Here is an 18,069-nt window from a genome sequence, read left to right as displayed (position 1 = left end):
GTAGCCACCGATGAATTCTGCTTCAGTCTCCCCCGTGCGCCCACGCGGCGTCTACCTGATCACCCCCGACGAGGCCGACACCGCCCGCCTGCTGGCGCGTACCGCGCCGCTGCTGGCCGCCGGCGCGACCTGGCTGCAGTACCGCAACAAGACCGCCGCGGCCGCCCTGCACCTGCAGCAGGCCACCGCGCTGCAGGCACTGTGCGCCCAGCACGGGGTGCCGTTGATCATCAATGACGACCCGGCACTGGCCCAGGCCGTGGGCGCCGCCGGCGTGCACCTGGGCGGCACCGACGGCGACATCGGCGCCGCGCGTGCCCTGCTGGGCCCCGACGCCATCATCGGCGCGTCCTGCTACGACCAGCTGGCCAATGCCGAACGTGCCGTGGCCGAGGGCGCCAGCTACGTGGCGTTCGGCGCGTTCTTCCCCACCACCACCAAGGTCACCTCCAGCCGTGCCACGCCGGACCTGCTGCGGCAAAGCGCCGCACTGGGCGTACCGCGGGTGGCGATCGGCGGGCTCAGCCCGGACAATGTGGGTCCCATCATCGCGGCCGGTGCCGACCTGGTGGCCGTGGTCAGCGGCATTTTTGCCGCCCCCGATCCGGTCGCCACCCAGCGCGCTTTCCTCGCCCAGTTTCCGTAAGACCCAGGACACCCCATGAACCACGACCAGTCCCACGCCCTGTTCACCCGCGCCCAGAAGCTGCTGCCGGGCGGTGTCAACTCGCCGGTGCGCGCGTTCAAGTCGGTCGGCGGCGAGCCGTTCTTCGTGCAGCGCGCCGATGGCCCGTACCTGTACGACGTGGATGGCAACCGCTACATCGACTACGTGGGGTCGTGGGGCCCGATGATCGTCGGCCACAACCACCCGGCCGTGCGCCAGGCGGTCAAGCATGCGATCAACAACGGCCTGTCGTTCGGCGCGCCGTGCGAGGCCGAAGTGGTGATGGCCGAAACCCTCACCCGGCTGATCCCGTCGTGCCAGATGGTACGCATGGTCAACTCCGGCACCGAAGCCACGCTGTCGGCGATCCGGCTGGCGCGCGGGGCCACCGGGCGCAATCGCATCGTCAAGTTCGAAGGCTGCTACCACGGCCACGGCGACTCGTTCCTGGTGAAGGCCGGCAGCGGCATGCTGACCCTGGGCGTGCCCACCTCGCCGGGCGTGCCGGCCGGCCTGAGCGAACTCACCCTCACCCTGCCCTACAACGATTTCGACGCGGCCACCGCGCTGTTCGCCGAACAGGGCGAGCACATCGCCGGGCTGATCATCGAGCCGGTGGTGGGCAACGCCAACTGCATTCCGCCGCGCGACGGCTACCTGCAGCACCTGCGCGCCCTGTGCACCCAGTACGGCGCGCTGTTGATCTTCGATGAGGTGATGACCGGGTTCCGCGTCGCCCTCGGCGGTGCGCAGGCCCACTACGGCATCACCCCGGACCTGACCACCTTCGGCAAGATCATCGGCGGCGGCATGCCGGTGGGTGCCTACGGCGGCCGTGCCGACCTGATGTCGCAGATCGCCCCGGCCGGCCCGATCTACCAGGCCGGCACGCTCAGCGGCAACCCGGTGGCGATGGCCGCCGGCCTTGCGATGCTGGAACTGGTGCAGGAACCGGGCTTCCATGACCGCCTCAGCGCGGCCAGCGCGCGCCTGTGCGCCGGGCTGGAAGCGGCGGCGGCCGAGGCCGGCGTGCCCGTGACCACTACCCAGGTGGGCGGCATGTTCGGGCTGTTCTTCACCGACCAGAAGGTGGACACCTACGCCCAGGCCACCGCCTGTGACATTACTGCGTTCAACACCTTCTTCCACGCGATGCTGGAGCGCGGCGTGTTCCTGGCCCCGTCGGCGTACGAGGCCGGCTTCATGTCCAGCGCGCACGACGACAGCGTGATCGACGCGACCATCGACGCCGCCCGCGAGGCGTTCAAGGTCGTCAAAGGCTGATCGGGTACCGGACGACGGCCGGGACGACGGATCGGCCCCGGTCAAGGGCGGGGGCGACGGATCGGCCCCGGTCCATGGCCTTCGGCGATGCAGGAGGGAACCGGGGGCGTTCGGCGATGCGCCTCGCTGGCAGGGTCGCATCCCGATCGACCGCCGTTGGTCTGCGCAACGTTCGGTGAGGGCATGCCCCCAAAGCGAAGATCGCTTCGGCACAGGTGATGCGTTCGCCGCACCCACACGCATCAACGGCAGTCGTTTGGGAACCGACCCTACCAAGGCGCGTGCCTTCCATCATCGCGGAGCCGCCAACGGTTCTCATGATGCCGAGGGCATTCGGCGATGTGCCTCGCTGGCAGGGTCGCATCCCGATCGACCGCCGTTGGTCTGCGCAACGTTCGGTGAGGGCATGACCCCAAAGCGAAGATCGCTTCGGCACAGGAGATGCGTTCGCCGCACCCACACGCATCATCGGCAGTCGTTTGGGAACCGACCCTACCAGGCGCGTGCCCTCCATCATCGCGGAGCCACCAACGGTTTTCATGATGCCGAGAGCGTTCGGCGATGCGCCTCGCTGGTAGGGTCGCATCCCGATCGACCGCCGTTGGTCTGCGCAACGTTCGTTGAGGGCATGACCCCGGAGCGCAGATCGCTTCGGCACAGGTCATGCGTTCGCCGCACCCACACGCATCATCGGCAGTCGTTTGGGAACCGACCCTACCAAGGCGCGTGCCGTCGCCGCACCGATGACGTTCTTACCCGAAGACCAGCTTGCCCTTCATCATCGCGAAGTGCCCCGGGAACGAGCAGAAGAACGTGTAATCGCCCCCCTTGGCCAGCTTCGCGGTCGAGAAGGTCACGCTGGTGGTCTGCCCACCGCCGATCACTGCGGTATGCGCCAGCACGCGCGCATCGCCCTTGGGCAAATAGCTGTCGGCCAGGCTCGTGCGCATGCCAGCCATCGCCACCGGCTGATAATCGGGGGTCCGCGTGAGCACCCAGTTGTGCCCCATCGCCGTGGCGGCCAGCTTGCCCGTGTGGCGCAGGGTCAGCTTCACCTGGCTGCAGTCTGCGCCGACCTTGATCTCCTTCTGGCTGAAGCTCATCTGGTCGGTGCTGTCGATGCTGACCGCACACACGCGGGCATGGGCAGCCGGGGCCAGCATCAGGCCGGCGAGCAACACGGGAACAAGCAGTTTCACGGCAATCTCCATCGAACAGTCCACGCGATTCTAGAGTCCGTGCCCACGCCCGGCCTGCGACGCGATGTCGCAGCGCGTGCCCCGGGTGGGGTACGGTCAGCAGTGGACCTGGACGAGAGTGCGCGATGGCCGTTGCCGTGGAGTGCCTGCTGCTGGATTTCGATGGCGTTCTGGTGCGCCATGCGCGCCACCTGCGCGTGCGTCACCTGGCGGCCAGCACCGGCTGCAGCGTCGCGCAGGTGCAGGCGGCCTTGTTCGACAGCGGCCTGGAGCAGCAGCACGACGCCGGCCTGGACAGCACGCTGTATCTGCAGCAGGTGAGCGCTGCGTTGGGCAGCACGCTGAGCATTGCGCAGTGGCAGGCGGCGCGCATCGCCGCCTCCCTGCCGCAGGCCGGGGTGATCGAACGCATCGAGCAGGTCGCCCGCCGCCTGCCGATTGCGATCCTGACCAACAACGGCGCGCTGATGGCCGACACCATCCCGCGCATCCTGCCTACCCTGGCCACGGCGTTGCACGGGCGCATCCTGTGCAGCGGTGCGCTGGGCGGACGCAAACCGGACCCGGCCGTCTTCGTGCAGGCGGTGGAACTGCTGGGCGCACGTGCCGGGCGCACGCTGTTCATCGATGACCTGTTCACCAACGTGCGCGGTGCACGTCAGGCGGGATTGCAGGCGGAAACGGCGACCGACAGCCGCAGCATCGGCAAGGTGTTGAAGCGGTACGCCATGGTGTAGAGCCGACCGTTGGTCGGCTGCATTGGCCCCAGAGCAACCGCAGCCGACCAACGGTCGGCTCTACCGGGAGGCGATGAAGGATTGCACCGCCGCGCGCAGGCGCTTGAGGCCCTCGGCCACTTCCTCGTCGGTGATGTTCAATGACGGCACGAAGCGCAGCACGTCCGGCCCAGCCTGCAGGGTCAGCAGGCCGTGCTCGGCGGCGTGGTCCAGGATGGCACCGGCCTGGCCGGCGAAATCCTTGTCCAGCACCGCGCCCAGCATCAGGCCGCGGCCGCGCACCTGGCTGAACACCTTGAACTCATCATTGATCCGGCCCAGGCCATCGCGCAGCGCCTGCGACTGGCGGCCCACGTTGTGCCCGATCTCCGGCGAGGACAGCTTGCGCAGCGCCACGCGCGCCACCGCCGCCGCCAGCGGATTGCCGCCGAAGGTGGTGCCGTGCGCGCCGAACTGCATCACCTCGGCCACCTTCGGCCCGGCCAGCATCGCGCCAATCGGGAAACCGCCGCCCAAGGCCTTGGCCAGGGTCACGATGTCCGGTTTGATGCCTTCCTGCCAATGCGCGAACAGGGTGCCGGTGCGGCCCATGCCTACCTGGATTTCATCGAGCACCAGCAGGGCGTCGTGCTGGTCGCACAGCTCGCGGATGCGCTGCAGGAAGCCCGGCTTGGCCGGCATCACCCCGCCCTCGCCCTGGATCGGCTCGAGCATCACCGCCGCCACGTCGCCGGCGGCCATCGCGGTTTCCAGCTGCACCTCGTCGTTGAAATCGACGTAGCGGAAGCCGCCGGGCAGCGGCTCGTAGCCTTCCTGGTACTTGGGCTGGGCGGTGGCGGTGACCGCGGCCAGGGTGCGGCCGTGGAAGCTGCCGCGGAAGGTCACGATCACCCGCTGGTGGGCCGGGCGGCCCTTCGAGGACGCCCACTTGCGCACCAGCTTGATCGCCACTTCATTGGCTTCGGCGCCGGAATTGCACAGGAACACACGCTCGGCGAAGCGCGAGCTGGTGACCAGCTCCTCGGCCAGGCGCAGCGGCGGTTCGCTGTAGAACACGTTGCTGGTGTGCCACAGCTTGCCGGCCTGCTCGATCAGCGCGGCGGTCAGGTCCGGGTCGTTGTGGCCCAGCCCGCACACGGCGATGCCGGCGGCCAGGTCGATGAATTCACGCCCCTGGGTGTCCCACACGCGCGCACCCTGGCCGCGCTCAAGCACCACCTGGCGCGGTTTGTACACCGGCAGGTAGTAATGCGACAGGGACAACAGCGGATCGGTGGCAGCGGCGGTCATGGCGGTCAGGGGGTTGCGGGAAAGTCCCATTCTCGCGCTTCCGGCCGGTGAGGCACAATGCGGCGCATGCGACCGCTCACCGCCCCCCAGCTCAACCCCGCCACCGAGACCGGCTGGCGCCGGACCTGGTTCGAGATCATCTACCGCCACGACACCCGCCCGTCGCGCAATTTCGACCTGCTGCTGGTGTACGCCATCATCGCCAGCGTGCTGGTGGTGATGTTCGACAGCGTGCAGCGCTTCCACATCGCCCATGCCGACTGGCTGTACGTGCTGGAATGGGGCTTCACGATCCTGTTCACCGCCGAGTACCTGCTGCGGCTGGTGGTGGTCAAACGGCCCCTGCGCTACGCGTTCAGCATCTGGGGCATCATCGACCTGGCCTCGATCCTGCCCACCTACCTGTCCCTGTTCATCCCCGGCGCGCAGAGCCTGCTGGTGGTGCGCGCCCTGCGCATCCTGCGGGTGTTCCGCATCCTCAAGCTGACCCGTTACATCGAAGAAAGCGGCGTGCTGATGGAATCGCTGTGGCGCAGCCGGCGCAAGGTGCTGCTGTTCCTGTTCACGGTGGTCACCATCACGATCATCGCCGGCACCCTGATGTACGTGATCGAGGGGCCGAACCACGGGTTCACCAGCATCCCCAGCAGCATGTACTGGGCGGTGGTGACCATGGCCACGGTAGGGTTCGGCGACATCGTGCCGCAGACCGTGCTGGGCCGCTTCGTCACCTCGGTGCTGATCCTGATCGGCTACAGCATCATTGCCGTGCCCACTGGCATCTACACCGCCGAACTGGCCAGCACCATGCGCGAGGCCGACCTGGCGGCGCGGCGCGATGCGCGTGGCTGCCCGCACTGCGGGTTGGAAGGCCACGAACCGGACGCCCGGCATTGCCGCCGGTGCGGCGACACCTTGCCCGATATCTTCAACCAGTGACCGCGATCCACCCCGGCGCGCGGCACGCACCGGGGTGGATCGCCATGCCGTTTACTGGCGGTTGCTCTGGAACACCAGGCTGTTGTACTCGTTCAACAGGCGCCCGGCCGAGCCCTGCGGGGCATGCGACGGCGAATCCAGCATGCGCTGCTCGAAGTCGGTGTACGGGGTCTTGTCGACCACGCGCTTGATGCGCTCCTTGCCCTCGCGACGGAAATTCTCCGCGGCGGTCTCGAAGCTGTTCCAGTCCATCTTGCCCGGCTCCTGGTCGGCCACCTTGGCGTGCGCTTCGTCGGCGATGGTATTGAAGGCATCCAGTCGGGCACGCCCCTGCACCACGTCGAAGTCATCCTCGGCCATCAGGTCCATCAGCGACTTGGCCTCCATCATGATGGCCAGGCGGTAATACGTGCGGGTGCGGCCTTCCTGCTTCTCCAGCGCCTGCAGCTGCGCCTGCTGGGCGCGGTCGTTCTCGGCCTCCAGCGCGGTGCTGAACACACCGCTGGCCTGCACGAACGCGGCCAGCGCCTCCATCAGCGGCGCATGCATCGCCTTGCCGCGCGCGTAGCCGTCGTCTTCGAAGTCTTCGCGCTTGTAGTAGTCGTACGCCGCATGGGTAAGCGGCTGCAGGGTGTGCAGGCTGTCCAGGTAGGCCTTGGCCGCCTTGTCCAGCTCCGGCAGTGCCGGCGCGGCGGCGATCGCCGTGGGAATGGCCGCATCGCAGGTCTTGAGGTCGTTGGCGTCCAGGTCCGGCGGGCCGATCGGGCGCTCTTCGCGACCGGTCGGGCCGGCCTTGGGGTCCTTCATCCAGCTGGTGTAGTACCCAATGCCTTGGTGGATGCCCGAATCGACATCGTTGTAGCAGTCGATGTAGCTGTTGAGCTTGCCGGTCAGCGCCTGCTCGGCCTCTTCGGCCTGGGCGTCGGCCTTGCTGGCCGGGGCGGCGGCCTCCTTGGCAGGCTCGGCGGACTTGTTGCCGCAGGCGGCCAGCGCCAGGGTGATCGACACGGCCAGTACCGCCGTGGAAAGAACGTGCTTCATCAAACGTCTCCGTGTTGTAAACGATTCCAGAGACGTAGTTTACCAACCCGGACCGCACAGGTCTGCGGTCCGGGTTGGCGGTGCGTGCAACGCCGTCGCGCGGGAGCGCTTCACGTTACCGGCATCCTGCCGATGCGGCCCTCAGCGCGCGCCGCTGAACCGCGCCATCCGGTTGGCCATGTCCACCAGATCGTTGTAGCTGGCCATCACCGCTTCGGCCGACCCCTGCGGCAGGCTCGCGCGCCCACCGCCCTGCAGCAGCATCTGCTCGCTGCGGGTGAGCGGCGTGTTGGCCTGCACGCGTTCGATGCGGCGGCCGGCATCACGGGCCAGTGCATCGGCCGAACGCTCTACGTGACCCCACATCGCATCGCCCTGCCCGACCTTGTCGTTCTGCGCCTGCTGCAACAGCGCCTGGAATGCAGCCAGCTCGGTGCGCGCCAGCGCCAGGTCCGGTGCATCAGCGCTGAGCAGCTGGGTCAGCCGCTTGCCATCGCCCACGATCCTGAGCTGGTAATACGCCAGCGAGCGGCCTTCGTCGGCTTCGATCTCCTTGAGCTGCGTCGCACGTCGTTCGTCCTCGCGCTTCTCCAGCGCGGCATCCAGTGCGGTGCCGGCGGCGAAGAACGCCGCGTAGGCCTGCATCAGCGGCGCATGCTGGCTGCGCATGCCGGCATGGTCATCGCGGAGGTAGTCTTCGCGGCTGTAGTAACGGTCGGCCTGCTCGATCAGCGCGTACAGCTCGACAAAGGTCTTCTGATACGCGCGTGCCGCCGGGTCCAGGTCCGGCTCGGCCGGGGTCATGGCCAGTGCCGCCACCATCGGGGCGTTGCACGCATCCACGCGATGGGACAGCACCGTGCCGGGGCCGCGCACCTGCGTTTCCTTGCCAGTGGGGCCGGCGTCGGCGTCCTTCATCCAGCCGGTGTACTGCTGGAAGCCCTGATGGATCGGCTCCTCCACTGCGTTGAAGCAGTTGATGTAGGCATTCACTTTTTCCACGCCCTGCGCATCGGCGGCGGTGGAGGCGCCTTTGCTGCAGGCGCCGAGCAGGCCGGCCACGGCGATGGCCGCGGCGAGGGAGAGACGGGAAACACACTGGGACATGGCAGGGATCTGAAACACGGGGGGTGCGCACCTTAGCAGCTGCGCGTGCAATCGCTGTCGATAACGTCACGCCATGCCGCCGGTAACTTCAATCCAGGAACAGATCCGGCAACAGCGGCCGCGACGGGTCCATCGCATAGCCACTCAGGTCGGTGATACCGGCCGCAGCCAGCACCTCGTCATCGAGCAGGAACTGCCCGCTGAAGCCGGCTGCATCGCGGGTCAGCACGGCGTGCGCGGCATCGGCCAGGATCTCCGGCGTGCGGCAACCAGCAACATCCACGCCGGGAATCATGTTGATCGCATCGGTGGCGATGATGGTGCGCGGCCACAGTGCATTGACCGCCACGCCCTGCGGACCGAATTCGGCCGCCAGCCCCAGGGTGACAAAGCTCATGCCCATCTTGGCCAGCGTGTAGCCGGTGTGCGGGCCCCACCATTTAGGGTCCAGGCTCGGCGGCGGCGCCAGCGTCAGGATGTGCGGATTGGGCGCCTGCAGCAGGTACGGCAGGCAGGCCTGCGCGCACAGGAAACTGCCGCGTGAATTGACCTGCTGCATCAGGTCGAAGCGCTTCATTGGCGTATCCAGCGTGCCGCGCAGCCAGATCGCGCTGGCGTTGTTGACCAGGATGTCGATGCCGCCAAAGGTGTCCACGGTAGCGGCCACCGCGGCGCGCACCTGGTCTTCCTCGCGGATGTCGCACTTCAGCGCCAGGCCCTGGCCGCCGGCGGCGGTAACCGCCTCGACCGCGCTGTGGATGGTGCCAGGCAGCTTCGGGTTGGGCACCGACGACTTGGCCGCGATCGCCACGTTGGCGCCATCGCGCGCCGCGCGCAGCGCGATGGCCAGGCCGATGCCGCGCGAGCCACCGGTGATGAAAATGGTCTTGCCTTGCAGACTGGCCACGTCGAAAGCTCCTGCGCATGAATGTCTCGCGCCAGTATGCCGCGCCCACAGAATTTTCACCGCTCCTTGACGATAGTGGCCTCCCGGTTACCGCTGCGAGGTACTTGCCATGCGCCGTTCCCGTTGTCTGTTGCCTGCCCTGGGCCTGCTGCTGCTAGCCGCCTGCCAGAAAGACCCTGCCGAACCCGCCGCCCCGACCCCCACCGCTACCCCAAGCGCGCAGAAGATGGCTGCCGATGCCACGGTGCGCTGGAGCAATGCAGTGGTGTGGAGCGGCGACCTGAACAGCTGCCGCCAGGGCGAGGCGGCCGCCACCCGCGAGTGCCTGATCAAGGCGATGCAGGCCGGTGGCGCCAGCGCGGATGCGGTCACGGCGGCCGGGCAACTGTCCAGTGCCGGTGAGCTGGCGTTTGTCACCGCCTGGCATGAGCACGACGGCATCGGCGTGGCCACGGTGGCCTACCCGTTCCGGGCCAATACCAACGAGGGCACGCGGCTGGTGGATGCCGCCGGCAAGCGCATTGATGTGGACGCCGTGCAGCTTGACGACACCGTGCGTGCCGACCCGGGCGTGCAGGCCCTGCTGGCCGCCCACCCACAGGCGACGCCGTTCGCGCCGGCGCAGGCAAGCGGCAGCACGCCGCTGGACAATGGCGGCATCCGACTGCTGTACCGCACGCCGCTGCGCGACTGCCATGCCTGCGCCGATGTCGGGCAGATTCAGATCGGCTACGACTTCGATGGAACGCGGCATTTCATCGGGCACCAGGTGGTGCCGGTGACCACGCCCTGATGGCGAAGCGGCCAACGTCAGGCCGCGCCGATGTCACACAGGGTGTTCGACCCATCGATACGCTGCCAGGGACGGCACACTACTTCTTGTCGATGGCCTCCAGCCTTGGCATGGGCAGAACCCCGTGTGAGTAGCCCATGCTGCAGTTTCCGAGCGCATTGCACTCCTCCACAATTTCATCCAGGGAGGACATGCGCTGCGCCTCTGCAATGCGATCAAATCGACCGGCAACAACGGCCAACGGTGTTACCCCTTCACCGACAATCACCGGCTTGGATCGTTCGAAGTGAGCGAGCACGCGGTAATAGCCGGGCTGATCCAGCGTTGGCTGTGTCCCCTCCCCTCTTGCACGGTCCTCGCCGGGAACAACGAACCCGGATGACAGATCGTTGCTCTGCGCCGCATCGCGGCTGGCGAACAACACGCGGGCTCCGAAGCCGGGGTAGTAGAGGACCACGACGACGTCCCTGCCCGCCAGCTTCTCCGGCGCGGTCAGCAGCTGGGTCGGCGAGACGTGGCACACGCCGCCGCTCATCCGATAGGCGCATACATCTTCGACGCCGCTGACGGTAACGGGCTCCGCGCGTTGGCATCCCGCCAGCGCCAGGACGATCAACGCCGATACTCTGATACTAATCATTTCACCTCCCTCACCAGGCCACCAAGCCGCATCCTCTTTCCGTCACCCCGGAATGGGATCGCCGATTGTGCCAACTAGAAAGAACCACATTCGCCACGTCATCGGGCAACACATGCCGCCGGTAGCTGGAACGCGAGGCATGAAAACGCGGATTACTCTTGCGCCTTGGATGGCTTCTGCTGAGGCAATGCGCGACATCTACAGGATGCCGCCCAGCAGTTGCACCAGTGGCAGGGGCTGATCTGGTGATGGCGGTTGTGCCGACCGCTGGCCGGCTGCGCAAAACCAAGATCTCACGCGGAAGCGCCCCAAAGGCATAACAAGGCGAACTCCCGCAAGCGGATTCGCCTGCAGGCGGCATGCGAGGTTCATCCCCCACACAAGCCCACCTACAACTTGAAGCCATCCAGTTCCAGGCTGCCCAGACGAATCCTCTCAAGGGTTACGCCCTGCCTCTTTCCAACCGGAACTGTTCGATTCAAATGAAAGACACCCATCACAACGACGCGCGACGCGGAATCCACACGCGTTGGTGATAGCAGATACGCCCTCAGCTCAGGCACTCCGTCACCCGAACGCAGTGACAGCGACGCCTGGATCTCATTGCCCTCGAACGAATCAAGCGAGGGGTAGAGTTCAATGACATCCTTCGCCACCGCTCTACCCTGTATCTGGATACGCCGACCATCATAGCGCTCGGGATGCGCAAGCAACTGCGTGTAGGTCGTGGCGCAGTAAATGCGATCGGCACGGTTACCGACATGCCAGCAATCGCCATCGCGTAGCGCAGCATCATCATGATCGGCGACACCGCAACCTGCCACAAAGGACGAGAGCAGCCGTCAGCAGCAACGGGGATGCACGATAACGTTTCACCGCACACTGCCCGGACCGGGTTGCGATTTGGACGCACGACGGCATTGCACCTGCCCGGACGCTGCGAGACATGCTCCACCACCAGCCCATCGCGTTCTCGTCTCCGTGCGCCCTGCTCATCGATCCTTATTCCTGATACAGCACATGTGTCGTCTCGCCGCGAGCAAGCTGCTCCACCTCGGCAAGGCTGTCAACGACCAACACCGAGTACGTCAGCTCGACGCCTGAGTCCAGCTTTCTCTCGGTCTTGTCCGAATCCAGCTGAACGTCAAGATGCATACCCCGCCACCTGCCGCCGCAACAGATGCGGCACGATCACCCGATGTACCGGCGCCACCGGCAGCATGTACAACCGCCCGAAGGCATTGTGCGTATGCACCACCGTGGCGATCTCCAGTGCATCGCCACGCCATTGCAGTGCCAGTTGCACATGCAGGTGCCGGTCGTCGTCCTCCAGCACGATCGCCTCGCGCGTGCACCGCTGCACGGTGAAGATGCCCAGCCGTTGGCCGGGCGTGGGGTCGGCCGCGTCCTGCACGGCACGCAGCGACCCCAGGTCCTTCATGCCCAGCAGCCGCATGCCACTGTTGCGCACCGCCATCAGCCCGTCGAACCAGCCCGGCACGGTGGACGCCATGTCCTTGTACGCCTGCAACGCCGAACGGCCGCCGCGTGGCACCGTCGCCCGGCACGCGTGCACGAAGTCGGCGCCGGGCAACTGCGCATGCAGCACGTTGTCGGCGTCCACCGGCACCACGCGCACCACCGGCGCACTCACGGCTTGGGCCCCTGCCCTTCGTTGTCTTCCCAGTGCAGGATCTTCCGGGTGACGAACCGGTAGACCGGCTTGCCGGTGCGGAACCACAGGTCGCGTACCCACGAGGTGCGCTTCAGCAGCCGCTTCTCCACCGGGGTCAGGTGCTGCCGGCAGTACATGCGCTTGTGCTTGAGCAGGTGGCGCAGGTCTTCGCGGGCCAGCAGGCGCATCCAGCGCGAGCGCGGGTTGCCGATCACCGCCAGCTGGAAGTCGATCAGGGCCGGCGAGCCGTCCTCGCGTACCAGCCAGTTGGCTTCCTTGGCCAGGTCGTTGTGCGCGATGCCATGCCGGTGCACGCGCTGCAGCAGCCGGCGCGCGGCGCGGAAATAGGCCAGGTCGCCGTGCGGCGGGCGCTGGTACATCGCATCGCCGGCCATGAAGCTGCGGTCCAGCCAGCGCCCGTTCCAGGACAGCAGCGCCGGGGTGTCGGCCATGCCGTCCAGGTGGGCCAGCGCGCGCGCTTCGCGCCGGGCCAGCCACCAGGCCGGCAGGCGCAGCCACCACGGGGTGGCGCCCAGGTCGCGGCGGACAAAGCGCTGCCCGTCCTGCTCGATCAACAGAATGCAGCCGAAACTGTCGGCCTTCAGGGCATGCGGAGCGGGATCAGGGGGGCGGTTCATGGCGACATTCTAGGCGTGCGATCGCGTTCATTCACTGTAGATCACGCACGTTGGCCGCCGCTGGCCGGCAGTCAGTCACCTTCACACCTCTATAATCCGACGATGGACTCGTCATGGATCGATACCACGCTTGCGTGGATCTCAGCTCACCCCGTGCTCGCCGGTGCGGTCATTTTCCTCATTGCCTTCTGCGATGCGGTCATCGTGCTGGGCGCGATCGTACCCGCGCTGCCGCTGCTGTTCGCCGTGGGCGTGTTCATCGGCCTGGGCCAGATCTCCGGCCCGTACGCGGTGGCATGTGCGGCGGTGGGTGCGTTCGCCGGTGACGGCATCAGTTACTGGGTGGGCCGCCGCTGGGGCGACCGGCTGCGCGGCTTCTGGCCCTTCAGCAAGTACCCGCAGCTGCTGGACCGCGGCGAGACGATGTTCCGCCGCAATGCGTTCAAGAGCATCCTGGTGGCGCGCTATGTGGGGGCGATCCGGCCGTTCGTACCGGCCATTGCCGGCATGATGAAGATGCCGCTGTCGCGCTACTTCCAGGCCAGCGGTATTGCCAGCCTGTCCTGGGCAGTGTTGTTCCTGGCGCCGGGCTGGGTGCTGGGCGAAGCCTACGACGCCGTTGCGGCCGTGGCCGGGCGGCTGGTGATGGTGCTGGGTCTGGTGGCGGTGCTGATGGGCGTGGTGTGGGCGATCGTGCTGTACGGCTACCGCTGGTCGGCCTCGCGCATGGACAGCTGGCTGGCCACGCTGCTGCGCTGGTCGCAGCGCCACCCCACCCTGGGCCGTTACTCGGTGGCCGTGTTCGACCCGCAGCGGCGTGAGTCGGTGCCGCTGGCCATGCTGGCGTTGATGCTGCTGTTGCTGGGCTGGTGCTGGTTTGCGCTGCTGATGGCGGTGGTGGCGCACGGTGAGCCACTGCGCCTGGACATGGTGGTCCACCAGGCCATGCTGGCGCTGCGCAACCCGCTGGCCGACTACCCGATGGCCGCACTGGCGTCGCTGGGCGCATGGCAGGTGCTGCTGCCAGCCACGGCGGCCGGCATGGGCTATCTGGTCTGGCGCCGGCGCTGGATGGCGGCCGCGCATTGGCTGGCCGCGCTGGCCTTCGGGCTGGCACTGACCAAGCTGCTGGGCGCCACCGTGCACGTGGTGCGCCCGCCGGATGCCAGCAGTGGCTTCGGCTTCCCGTCGGTGTCGGTGACCATGGCCACCATCATCTTCGGCTTCTTCGCCGTGCTGATCGCGCGCGAGCTGCCCGGGCGCACGCGGGTGTGGCCTTACCTGCTGTCGGGCATCGTGGTCAGCCTGATCGGGTTTGCGCGGCTGTACCTGGGCGCGCATTGGCTGAGCGATGTCATCGGCGGCATGCTGTTTGGCATCTTCTGGCTGCTGGTACTGGGCATCGCCTACCGCCGCCGCTTCAACCGCTCGTTCTGGGTCAAGCCGGTGGCCTGGCTGTTCTACGGCGTGTTCGCGGTGGCTGCGCTCTGGTACGCGCCGCGCAATATTCCGCTCAAGCTGGCCCGCTTCGAGCCGGCCCAGCCGGCCCCGGTGGACATGCCCGCCACGGCCTGGCTGCAGGACGCGTGGCGGCAGTTGCCCGCGCGCCGCAACGAGTTCGATGACGACCAGCGCTGGCCGCTGGACGTGCAGGTGGCCGGCCCGCTGGCACCGCTGCAGAAGCGCCTGGAAAGCCAGGGCTGGCGCGTGCAGCCGCAGGCCGGTTGGGAACAGGCGCTGCTGATGCTCGACAAGTCGGCTACGCCGGACGAAGTGCCGGTGCTGCCGGCCACGCTGGATACCCAGGTGGAGTCGCTGCTGATGCTGCGCGCGGGCAATGCGCCCAATGAGATCTTTGCGCTGCGGCTGTGGCCGGCACCGGCGCGGCTGCAGCCGGGCAACCAGCCGCTGTGGCTGGGCAGCGCGCAGACGCTGCATTACCAGCAGCATTTCCACCTGATCGGGATGTGGCGGCCGATGCGCGGCATCGACCCGTCGTTGAAGGCGGTACGCGACGCGCTGGACGGCCTGCCGCAACAGGTGGACACGCATCCGGAAACGCAGATGCCGGTGTTGCGGGTGCGCACGAAGGCCGAATGACGCGGAAGCCGGCACACGCATGACGTAGTGCCGGGTTCTACCCGGCAGGTGTGGGTACGTGCGGTTGCGTTGCTGCGTCGAGCAGCGGGGCAGAGCCTCGCTCTACGCGGGGGGTGTCAGGTCGGGGATCCAGGCCAGCAGGTGCTGCAGGCGCTGGTGGGGGTCGTCCTGCTGTAGCAGCTGCAGGCGCTGCGGCTCATCCAGCGGCAGCAGTTCGGCCAGGCGCCAGCCTACCCAGGCGGCCTGCTCCAGCTGGGCCGGATGGGTCGGGGCGAAGGCCGCGCCGGCCTGTTCGATGATGTGCTCCAGCACGGTGGCCAGCAGCGCGTGTTCGGGGCGCAGTTCGTCGTCGTGGTCGGCGGGTGCCCATTCCACGTCGGCCAGCACCAGCCCGTTGTCGCGGATGCGCGTGCGCAGCACATGGAAGCGACGCTGGCCGCGCAGGCGCAATACCAGCACGCCGTCGGCGCCCACGTCGAAATCCTCGACGCGTGCTTCCACGCCGTACGCGGCCGGCACCGCCGGCGCCCCCACTTCATCGCCGTCCAGAATCAGGCAGACGCCGAAACGGGTGTCCTGCCGGCTGCACTCGCGCAGCATGTCCAGGTAGCGGCGTTCAAATACCCGCAGGCCCAGCGCGGCGCCAGGTAGCAGCACCACGTGCAGCGGGAACAACGGCAGCGAAGCGGTATCGGTCATGGCCTGTGGCGCGCCCGCCTCATCCCTGCTGCAGCTGCGCCAGGAAGCGCCGCGGCGCGCCGTCGAAACCGCCGTTGGACATGAACACGACATGGTCGCCGGGGGCTGCGATCTCGCCCAACCGCGCCAGCAGCGCATCGGTGTCGGGCACGGCGTGGGCCTGCCCACGCACGGCGGCGATCACACCGGCCGCATCCCAGGCCAGCTCCGGGCGGTGCAGGAACACCACCGCATCGGCCAGGTCCAGCGACGGCGCCAGCGCTTCGGCATGTGCGCCCAGCCGCATGGAATTGCTGCGCGGTTCCATCGCCACCACGATGCGCGCGGCACCGACCTTGGCGCGCAGCCCTTCCAGCGTGGTGTGGATGGCGGTGGGGTGATGGGCGAAATCGTCGTAGACAGTGATGTCCTGCGCCTGCCCGATCACTTCCAGGCGGCGTTTGACGCTGCGGAAGTTGGCCAGCGCCGGAATTACCGACGACAGTTCCACCCCGACCGCGTGCGCGGCAGCCAGCGCCGCCAGGCCGTTGAGCACGTTGTGGCGGCCCAGCAGGGGCCAGCGCACTTCGCCCACGCGGGTGCCACGGTGATGCACCACGAACGCACTGCCGTCGGCGTTGACCAGCTCGGCATGCCATTCCAGCGCCGGATCAAACCCGAAGCGCTCCACCGGGGTCCAGCAACCCATCGCCAGCACCTGCGCCAGGTAGGCGTCCTCGCCATTGACGATCAAGCGGCCGCGCGCGGGCACGGTGCGCACCAGATGGTGGAACTGGCGCTGGATCGCGGCCACGTCCGGGAAGATGTCGGCGTGGTCGTATTCCAGGTTGTTGAGGATCGCCACCAGCGGCCGGTAATGCACGAACTTGCTGCGCTTGTCGAAGAAGGCCGTGTCGTACTCGTCGGCCTCGACCACGAACTCGCGCCCGCCGCCCAGGCGCGCCGACACGCCGAAGTCTTCAGCGACGCCGCCGATCAGGAAACCCGGCTCGCGCCCGGCGGCCTGCAGCAGCCAGGTCAGGATGGTGGTGGTGGTGGTCTTGCCATGGGTACCGGCCACGGCCAGCGTGTCACGCCCCGGCAGGACCTGCTCGGACAGCCACTGCGCACCGGAAATGTAGCGCTGGCCGGCGTCGAGCACCGCTTCCACCGCTGGATTGCCGCGCGACAGCGCATTGCCGACAATCACCTCATCGCAGTCGGCGGCAACGCTGGTGGCGCGATAGCCCGGATCCAGTGCGATGCCCAGCTGTTCCAACTGGGTCGACATCGGCGGATAGATGGCCTGGTCGCTGCCATGCACCTCATGGCCCAGTTCCCGCGCCAGCGCGGCCACGCCGCCCATGAAGGTGCCGGCGATACCAAGGATATGAATCTTGCTCATGCGGTGGATTGTGACCGATCACCTGCGACTGTGGATATTGTCGTCAGACAATTCCCCAGATGCGTGTAGGAAAAATACTCTGGGTGTCGGGGAATCCCCGATAGCGATGCAGTGTGAAGACGGACACAATTCAGGTGGCCAGCCGCAGCACCCCATTGGTCCTACTCCCCAAGAGGCCATCCCCAGGGGAGCTCATGCTGCGGGGCTCTGAGCAAGCCCGTCCGCTGGCACCTTAAACCGCACGCCTGGCCCCATGGGGCCAGGCGTGTGTGTTTACAGGCCAGGCAGGCGCTGCCGCAGCAGCGCCACCGGCTCAGCCATGGATCGCCGCGCGGATGCGCGCTTCCACGTCGTCCAGCTCACCCACGCCATCAACGCGCGCCAGGGTGCCGCGGCCGGCATAGAAATCGACCACCGGGGCGGTCTGGTCGTTGTAGACCTGCAGGCGCTGACGCACCGATTCGGGGTTGTCGTCGGCGCGGCCCTGTTCGGCGGCACGGCCGGCAATGCGCTCGACCAGCAGTTCGGTCGGCACGTCCAGCTGCACCACCGCATCCAGCGGCTGGCCGATCTTCACCAGCAGGGTGTCCAGCGCGTTGGCCTGGGCCACGTTGCGCGGGTAACCATCGAGGATGAAGCCGTTGGCCACGTCGGCCTGGCCCAGGCGCGATTCGAGCATGCCCAGCAGGATGTCGTCGGACACCAGGTTGCCGGCGTCCATGACAGCCTTGGCCTGCTTGCCCAGCTCGGTACCCGCGGCTACTTCGGCACGCAGCAGGTCGCCGGTGGAAATGTGCGCAATCGACAGGTGTTCCTTCAGGCGCGTCGCCTGTGTCCCCTTGCCCGAACCGGGCGGTCCCAACAGAACCAATCGCATCAACCTGACTCCAACTTGGTAAAAAAATGGAAGGGCGCGCGCCCCGGGATTGTCCACAATCACGCTGCACCGCAATACGCGCACTTTACCCC

18 protein-coding genes are annotated in these 18,069 nt (G+C 67.4%); 6 read left to right on the top strand and 12 right to left on the bottom strand.

The features are described from left to right. Positions 1–10 precede the first annotated feature (10 nt). Positions 11–646, top strand: a complete 636-nt coding sequence (gene thiE, locus DX03_RS03820) for a thiamine phosphate synthase (RefSeq protein ID WP_038686467.1) — start codon at positions 11–13, stop codon at positions 644–646. A 15-nt stretch (positions 647–661) separates the two neighbouring features. After that, complete coding sequence (hemL, locus tag DX03_RS03815; RefSeq protein WP_038686465.1) at positions 662–1,951, top strand: glutamate-1-semialdehyde 2,1-aminomutase; 1,290 nt, start codon at positions 662–664, stop codon at positions 1,949–1,951. A gap of 752 nt (positions 1,952–2,703) precedes the next feature. On the opposite strand, the gene azu is transcribed toward hemL, so the two are convergent. Then, the gene (gene azu, locus DX03_RS03810) at positions 2,704–3,162 is read right to left on the bottom strand and encodes an azurin (RefSeq protein WP_038686464.1); all 459 of its coding nucleotides are present in this window, start codon (positions 3,160–3,162) and stop codon (positions 2,704–2,706) included. 113 nt (positions 3,163–3,275) lie between these two features. On the opposite strand from azu, the gene DX03_RS03805 reads away from it, so the two are divergent. Then, a complete protein-coding gene (locus DX03_RS03805; protein WP_038686463.1) occupies positions 3,276–3,887 on the top strand; it encodes an HAD-IA family hydrolase in 612 nt (203 codons plus the stop codon). A 60-nt stretch (positions 3,888–3,947) separates the two neighbouring features. Here the strand turns inward: DX03_RS03805 and DX03_RS03800 are convergent, their stop codons facing one another. Beyond that, the gene (locus DX03_RS03800; protein WP_038686461.1) at positions 3,948–5,177 is read right to left on the bottom strand and encodes an acetylornithine transaminase; all 1,230 of its coding nucleotides are present in this window, start codon (positions 5,175–5,177) and stop codon (positions 3,948–3,950) included. A 66-nt stretch (positions 5,178–5,243) separates the two neighbouring features. On the opposite strand from DX03_RS03800, the gene DX03_RS03795 reads away from it, so the two are divergent. Next, positions 5,244–6,116, top strand: coding sequence for an ion transporter (locus tag DX03_RS03795; RefSeq protein WP_038691861.1), 873 nt, complete (start codon positions 5,244–5,246; stop codon positions 6,114–6,116). Positions 6,117–6,167: 51 nt separating this feature from the next. On the opposite strand, the gene DX03_RS03790 is transcribed toward DX03_RS03795, so the two are convergent. The 3 genes from DX03_RS03790 to DX03_RS03780 form a co-directional block, all read right to left on the bottom strand. Continuing rightward, positions 6,168–7,157: a YiiG family protein gene (locus DX03_RS03790; protein WP_038686458.1), complete on the bottom strand. Its 990-nt coding sequence runs from the start codon at positions 7,155–7,157 to the stop codon at positions 6,168–6,170. 141 nt (positions 7,158–7,298) lie between these two features. Further along, positions 7,299–8,264, bottom strand: a complete 966-nt coding sequence (locus DX03_RS03785; RefSeq protein WP_038686456.1) for a YiiG family protein — start codon at positions 8,262–8,264, stop codon at positions 7,299–7,301. A gap of 88 nt (positions 8,265–8,352) precedes the next feature. Then, the gene (locus DX03_RS03780; RefSeq protein WP_038686455.1) at positions 8,353–9,171 is read right to left on the bottom strand and encodes an SDR family oxidoreductase; all 819 of its coding nucleotides are present in this window, start codon (positions 9,169–9,171) and stop codon (positions 8,353–8,355) included. A gap of 109 nt (positions 9,172–9,280) precedes the next feature. Between DX03_RS03780 and DX03_RS03775 the strand changes: the two genes are divergently transcribed. After that, positions 9,281–9,964 (top strand): hypothetical protein, encoded by a 684-nt coding sequence (locus tag DX03_RS03775; RefSeq protein ID WP_038686453.1) that lies wholly within the window; start codon positions 9,281–9,283, stop codon positions 9,962–9,964. A gap of 79 nt (positions 9,965–10,043) precedes the next feature. Here the strand turns inward: DX03_RS03775 and DX03_RS03770 are convergent, their stop codons facing one another. The 4 genes from DX03_RS03770 to DX03_RS03760 form a co-directional block, all read right to left on the bottom strand. Next, the gene (locus DX03_RS03770; RefSeq protein WP_038686451.1) at positions 10,044–10,604 is read right to left on the bottom strand and encodes a hypothetical protein; all 561 of its coding nucleotides are present in this window, start codon (positions 10,602–10,604) and stop codon (positions 10,044–10,046) included. Between the two features lie 1,002 nt (positions 10,605–11,606). Then, a complete protein-coding gene (locus DX03_RS21065; protein WP_185753456.1) occupies positions 11,607–11,759 on the bottom strand; it encodes a hypothetical protein in 153 nt (50 codons plus the stop codon). After that, positions 11,749–12,258 carry a DUF2867 domain-containing protein gene (locus DX03_RS03765; RefSeq protein ID WP_038686449.1) on the bottom strand — a complete coding sequence of 170 codons (510 nt, stop codon included), beginning with the start codon at positions 12,256–12,258 and terminating at the stop codon, positions 11,749–11,751. Before DX03_RS03765 ends, DX03_RS21065 begins: the two co-directional genes overlap by 11 nt. Next, entirely contained in the window at positions 12,255–12,917 is a 663-nt protein-coding gene (locus DX03_RS03760; RefSeq protein WP_038686448.1) for a protein kinase family protein, read from the bottom strand. Before DX03_RS03760 ends, DX03_RS03765 begins: the two co-directional genes overlap by 4 nt. A gap of 102 nt (positions 12,918–13,019) precedes the next feature. On the opposite strand from DX03_RS03760, the gene DX03_RS03755 reads away from it, so the two are divergent. Then, complete coding sequence (locus DX03_RS03755; RefSeq protein ID WP_038686446.1) at positions 13,020–15,017, top strand: bifunctional DedA family/phosphatase PAP2 family protein; 1,998 nt, start codon at positions 13,020–13,022, stop codon at positions 15,015–15,017. Between the two features lie 102 nt (positions 15,018–15,119). Here DX03_RS03755 and DX03_RS03750 read toward each other — a convergent pair whose 3' ends face one another. The 3 genes from DX03_RS03750 to DX03_RS03740 all read right to left on the bottom strand — a co-directional run bounded on the left by DX03_RS03750 (position 15,120) and on the right by DX03_RS03740 (position 17,977). After that, the gene (locus DX03_RS03750; protein WP_038686444.1) at positions 15,120–15,716 is read right to left on the bottom strand and encodes an LON peptidase substrate-binding domain-containing protein; all 597 of its coding nucleotides are present in this window, start codon (positions 15,714–15,716) and stop codon (positions 15,120–15,122) included. 19 nt (positions 15,717–15,735) lie between these two features. Continuing rightward, positions 15,736–17,100, bottom strand: coding sequence for a UDP-N-acetylmuramate:L-alanyl-gamma-D-glutamyl-meso-diaminopimelate ligase (gene mpl, locus DX03_RS03745; RefSeq protein ID WP_038686442.1), 1,365 nt, complete (start codon positions 17,098–17,100; stop codon positions 15,736–15,738). Between the two features lie 313 nt (positions 17,101–17,413). Next, positions 17,414–17,977: an adenylate kinase gene (locus DX03_RS03740; protein ID WP_038686440.1), complete on the bottom strand. Its 564-nt coding sequence runs from the start codon at positions 17,975–17,977 to the stop codon at positions 17,414–17,416. Positions 17,978–18,069 lie beyond the last annotated feature (92 nt).

Origin of the sequence: Stenotrophomonas rhizophila (assembly GCF_000661955.1) — a bacterium.
GTDB lineage: Bacteria > Pseudomonadota > Gammaproteobacteria > Xanthomonadales > Xanthomonadaceae > Stenotrophomonas > Stenotrophomonas rhizophila.
Note: the sequence above shows the minus strand (reverse complement) of the source record. Positions and strands in the feature narration are given on the sequence as shown.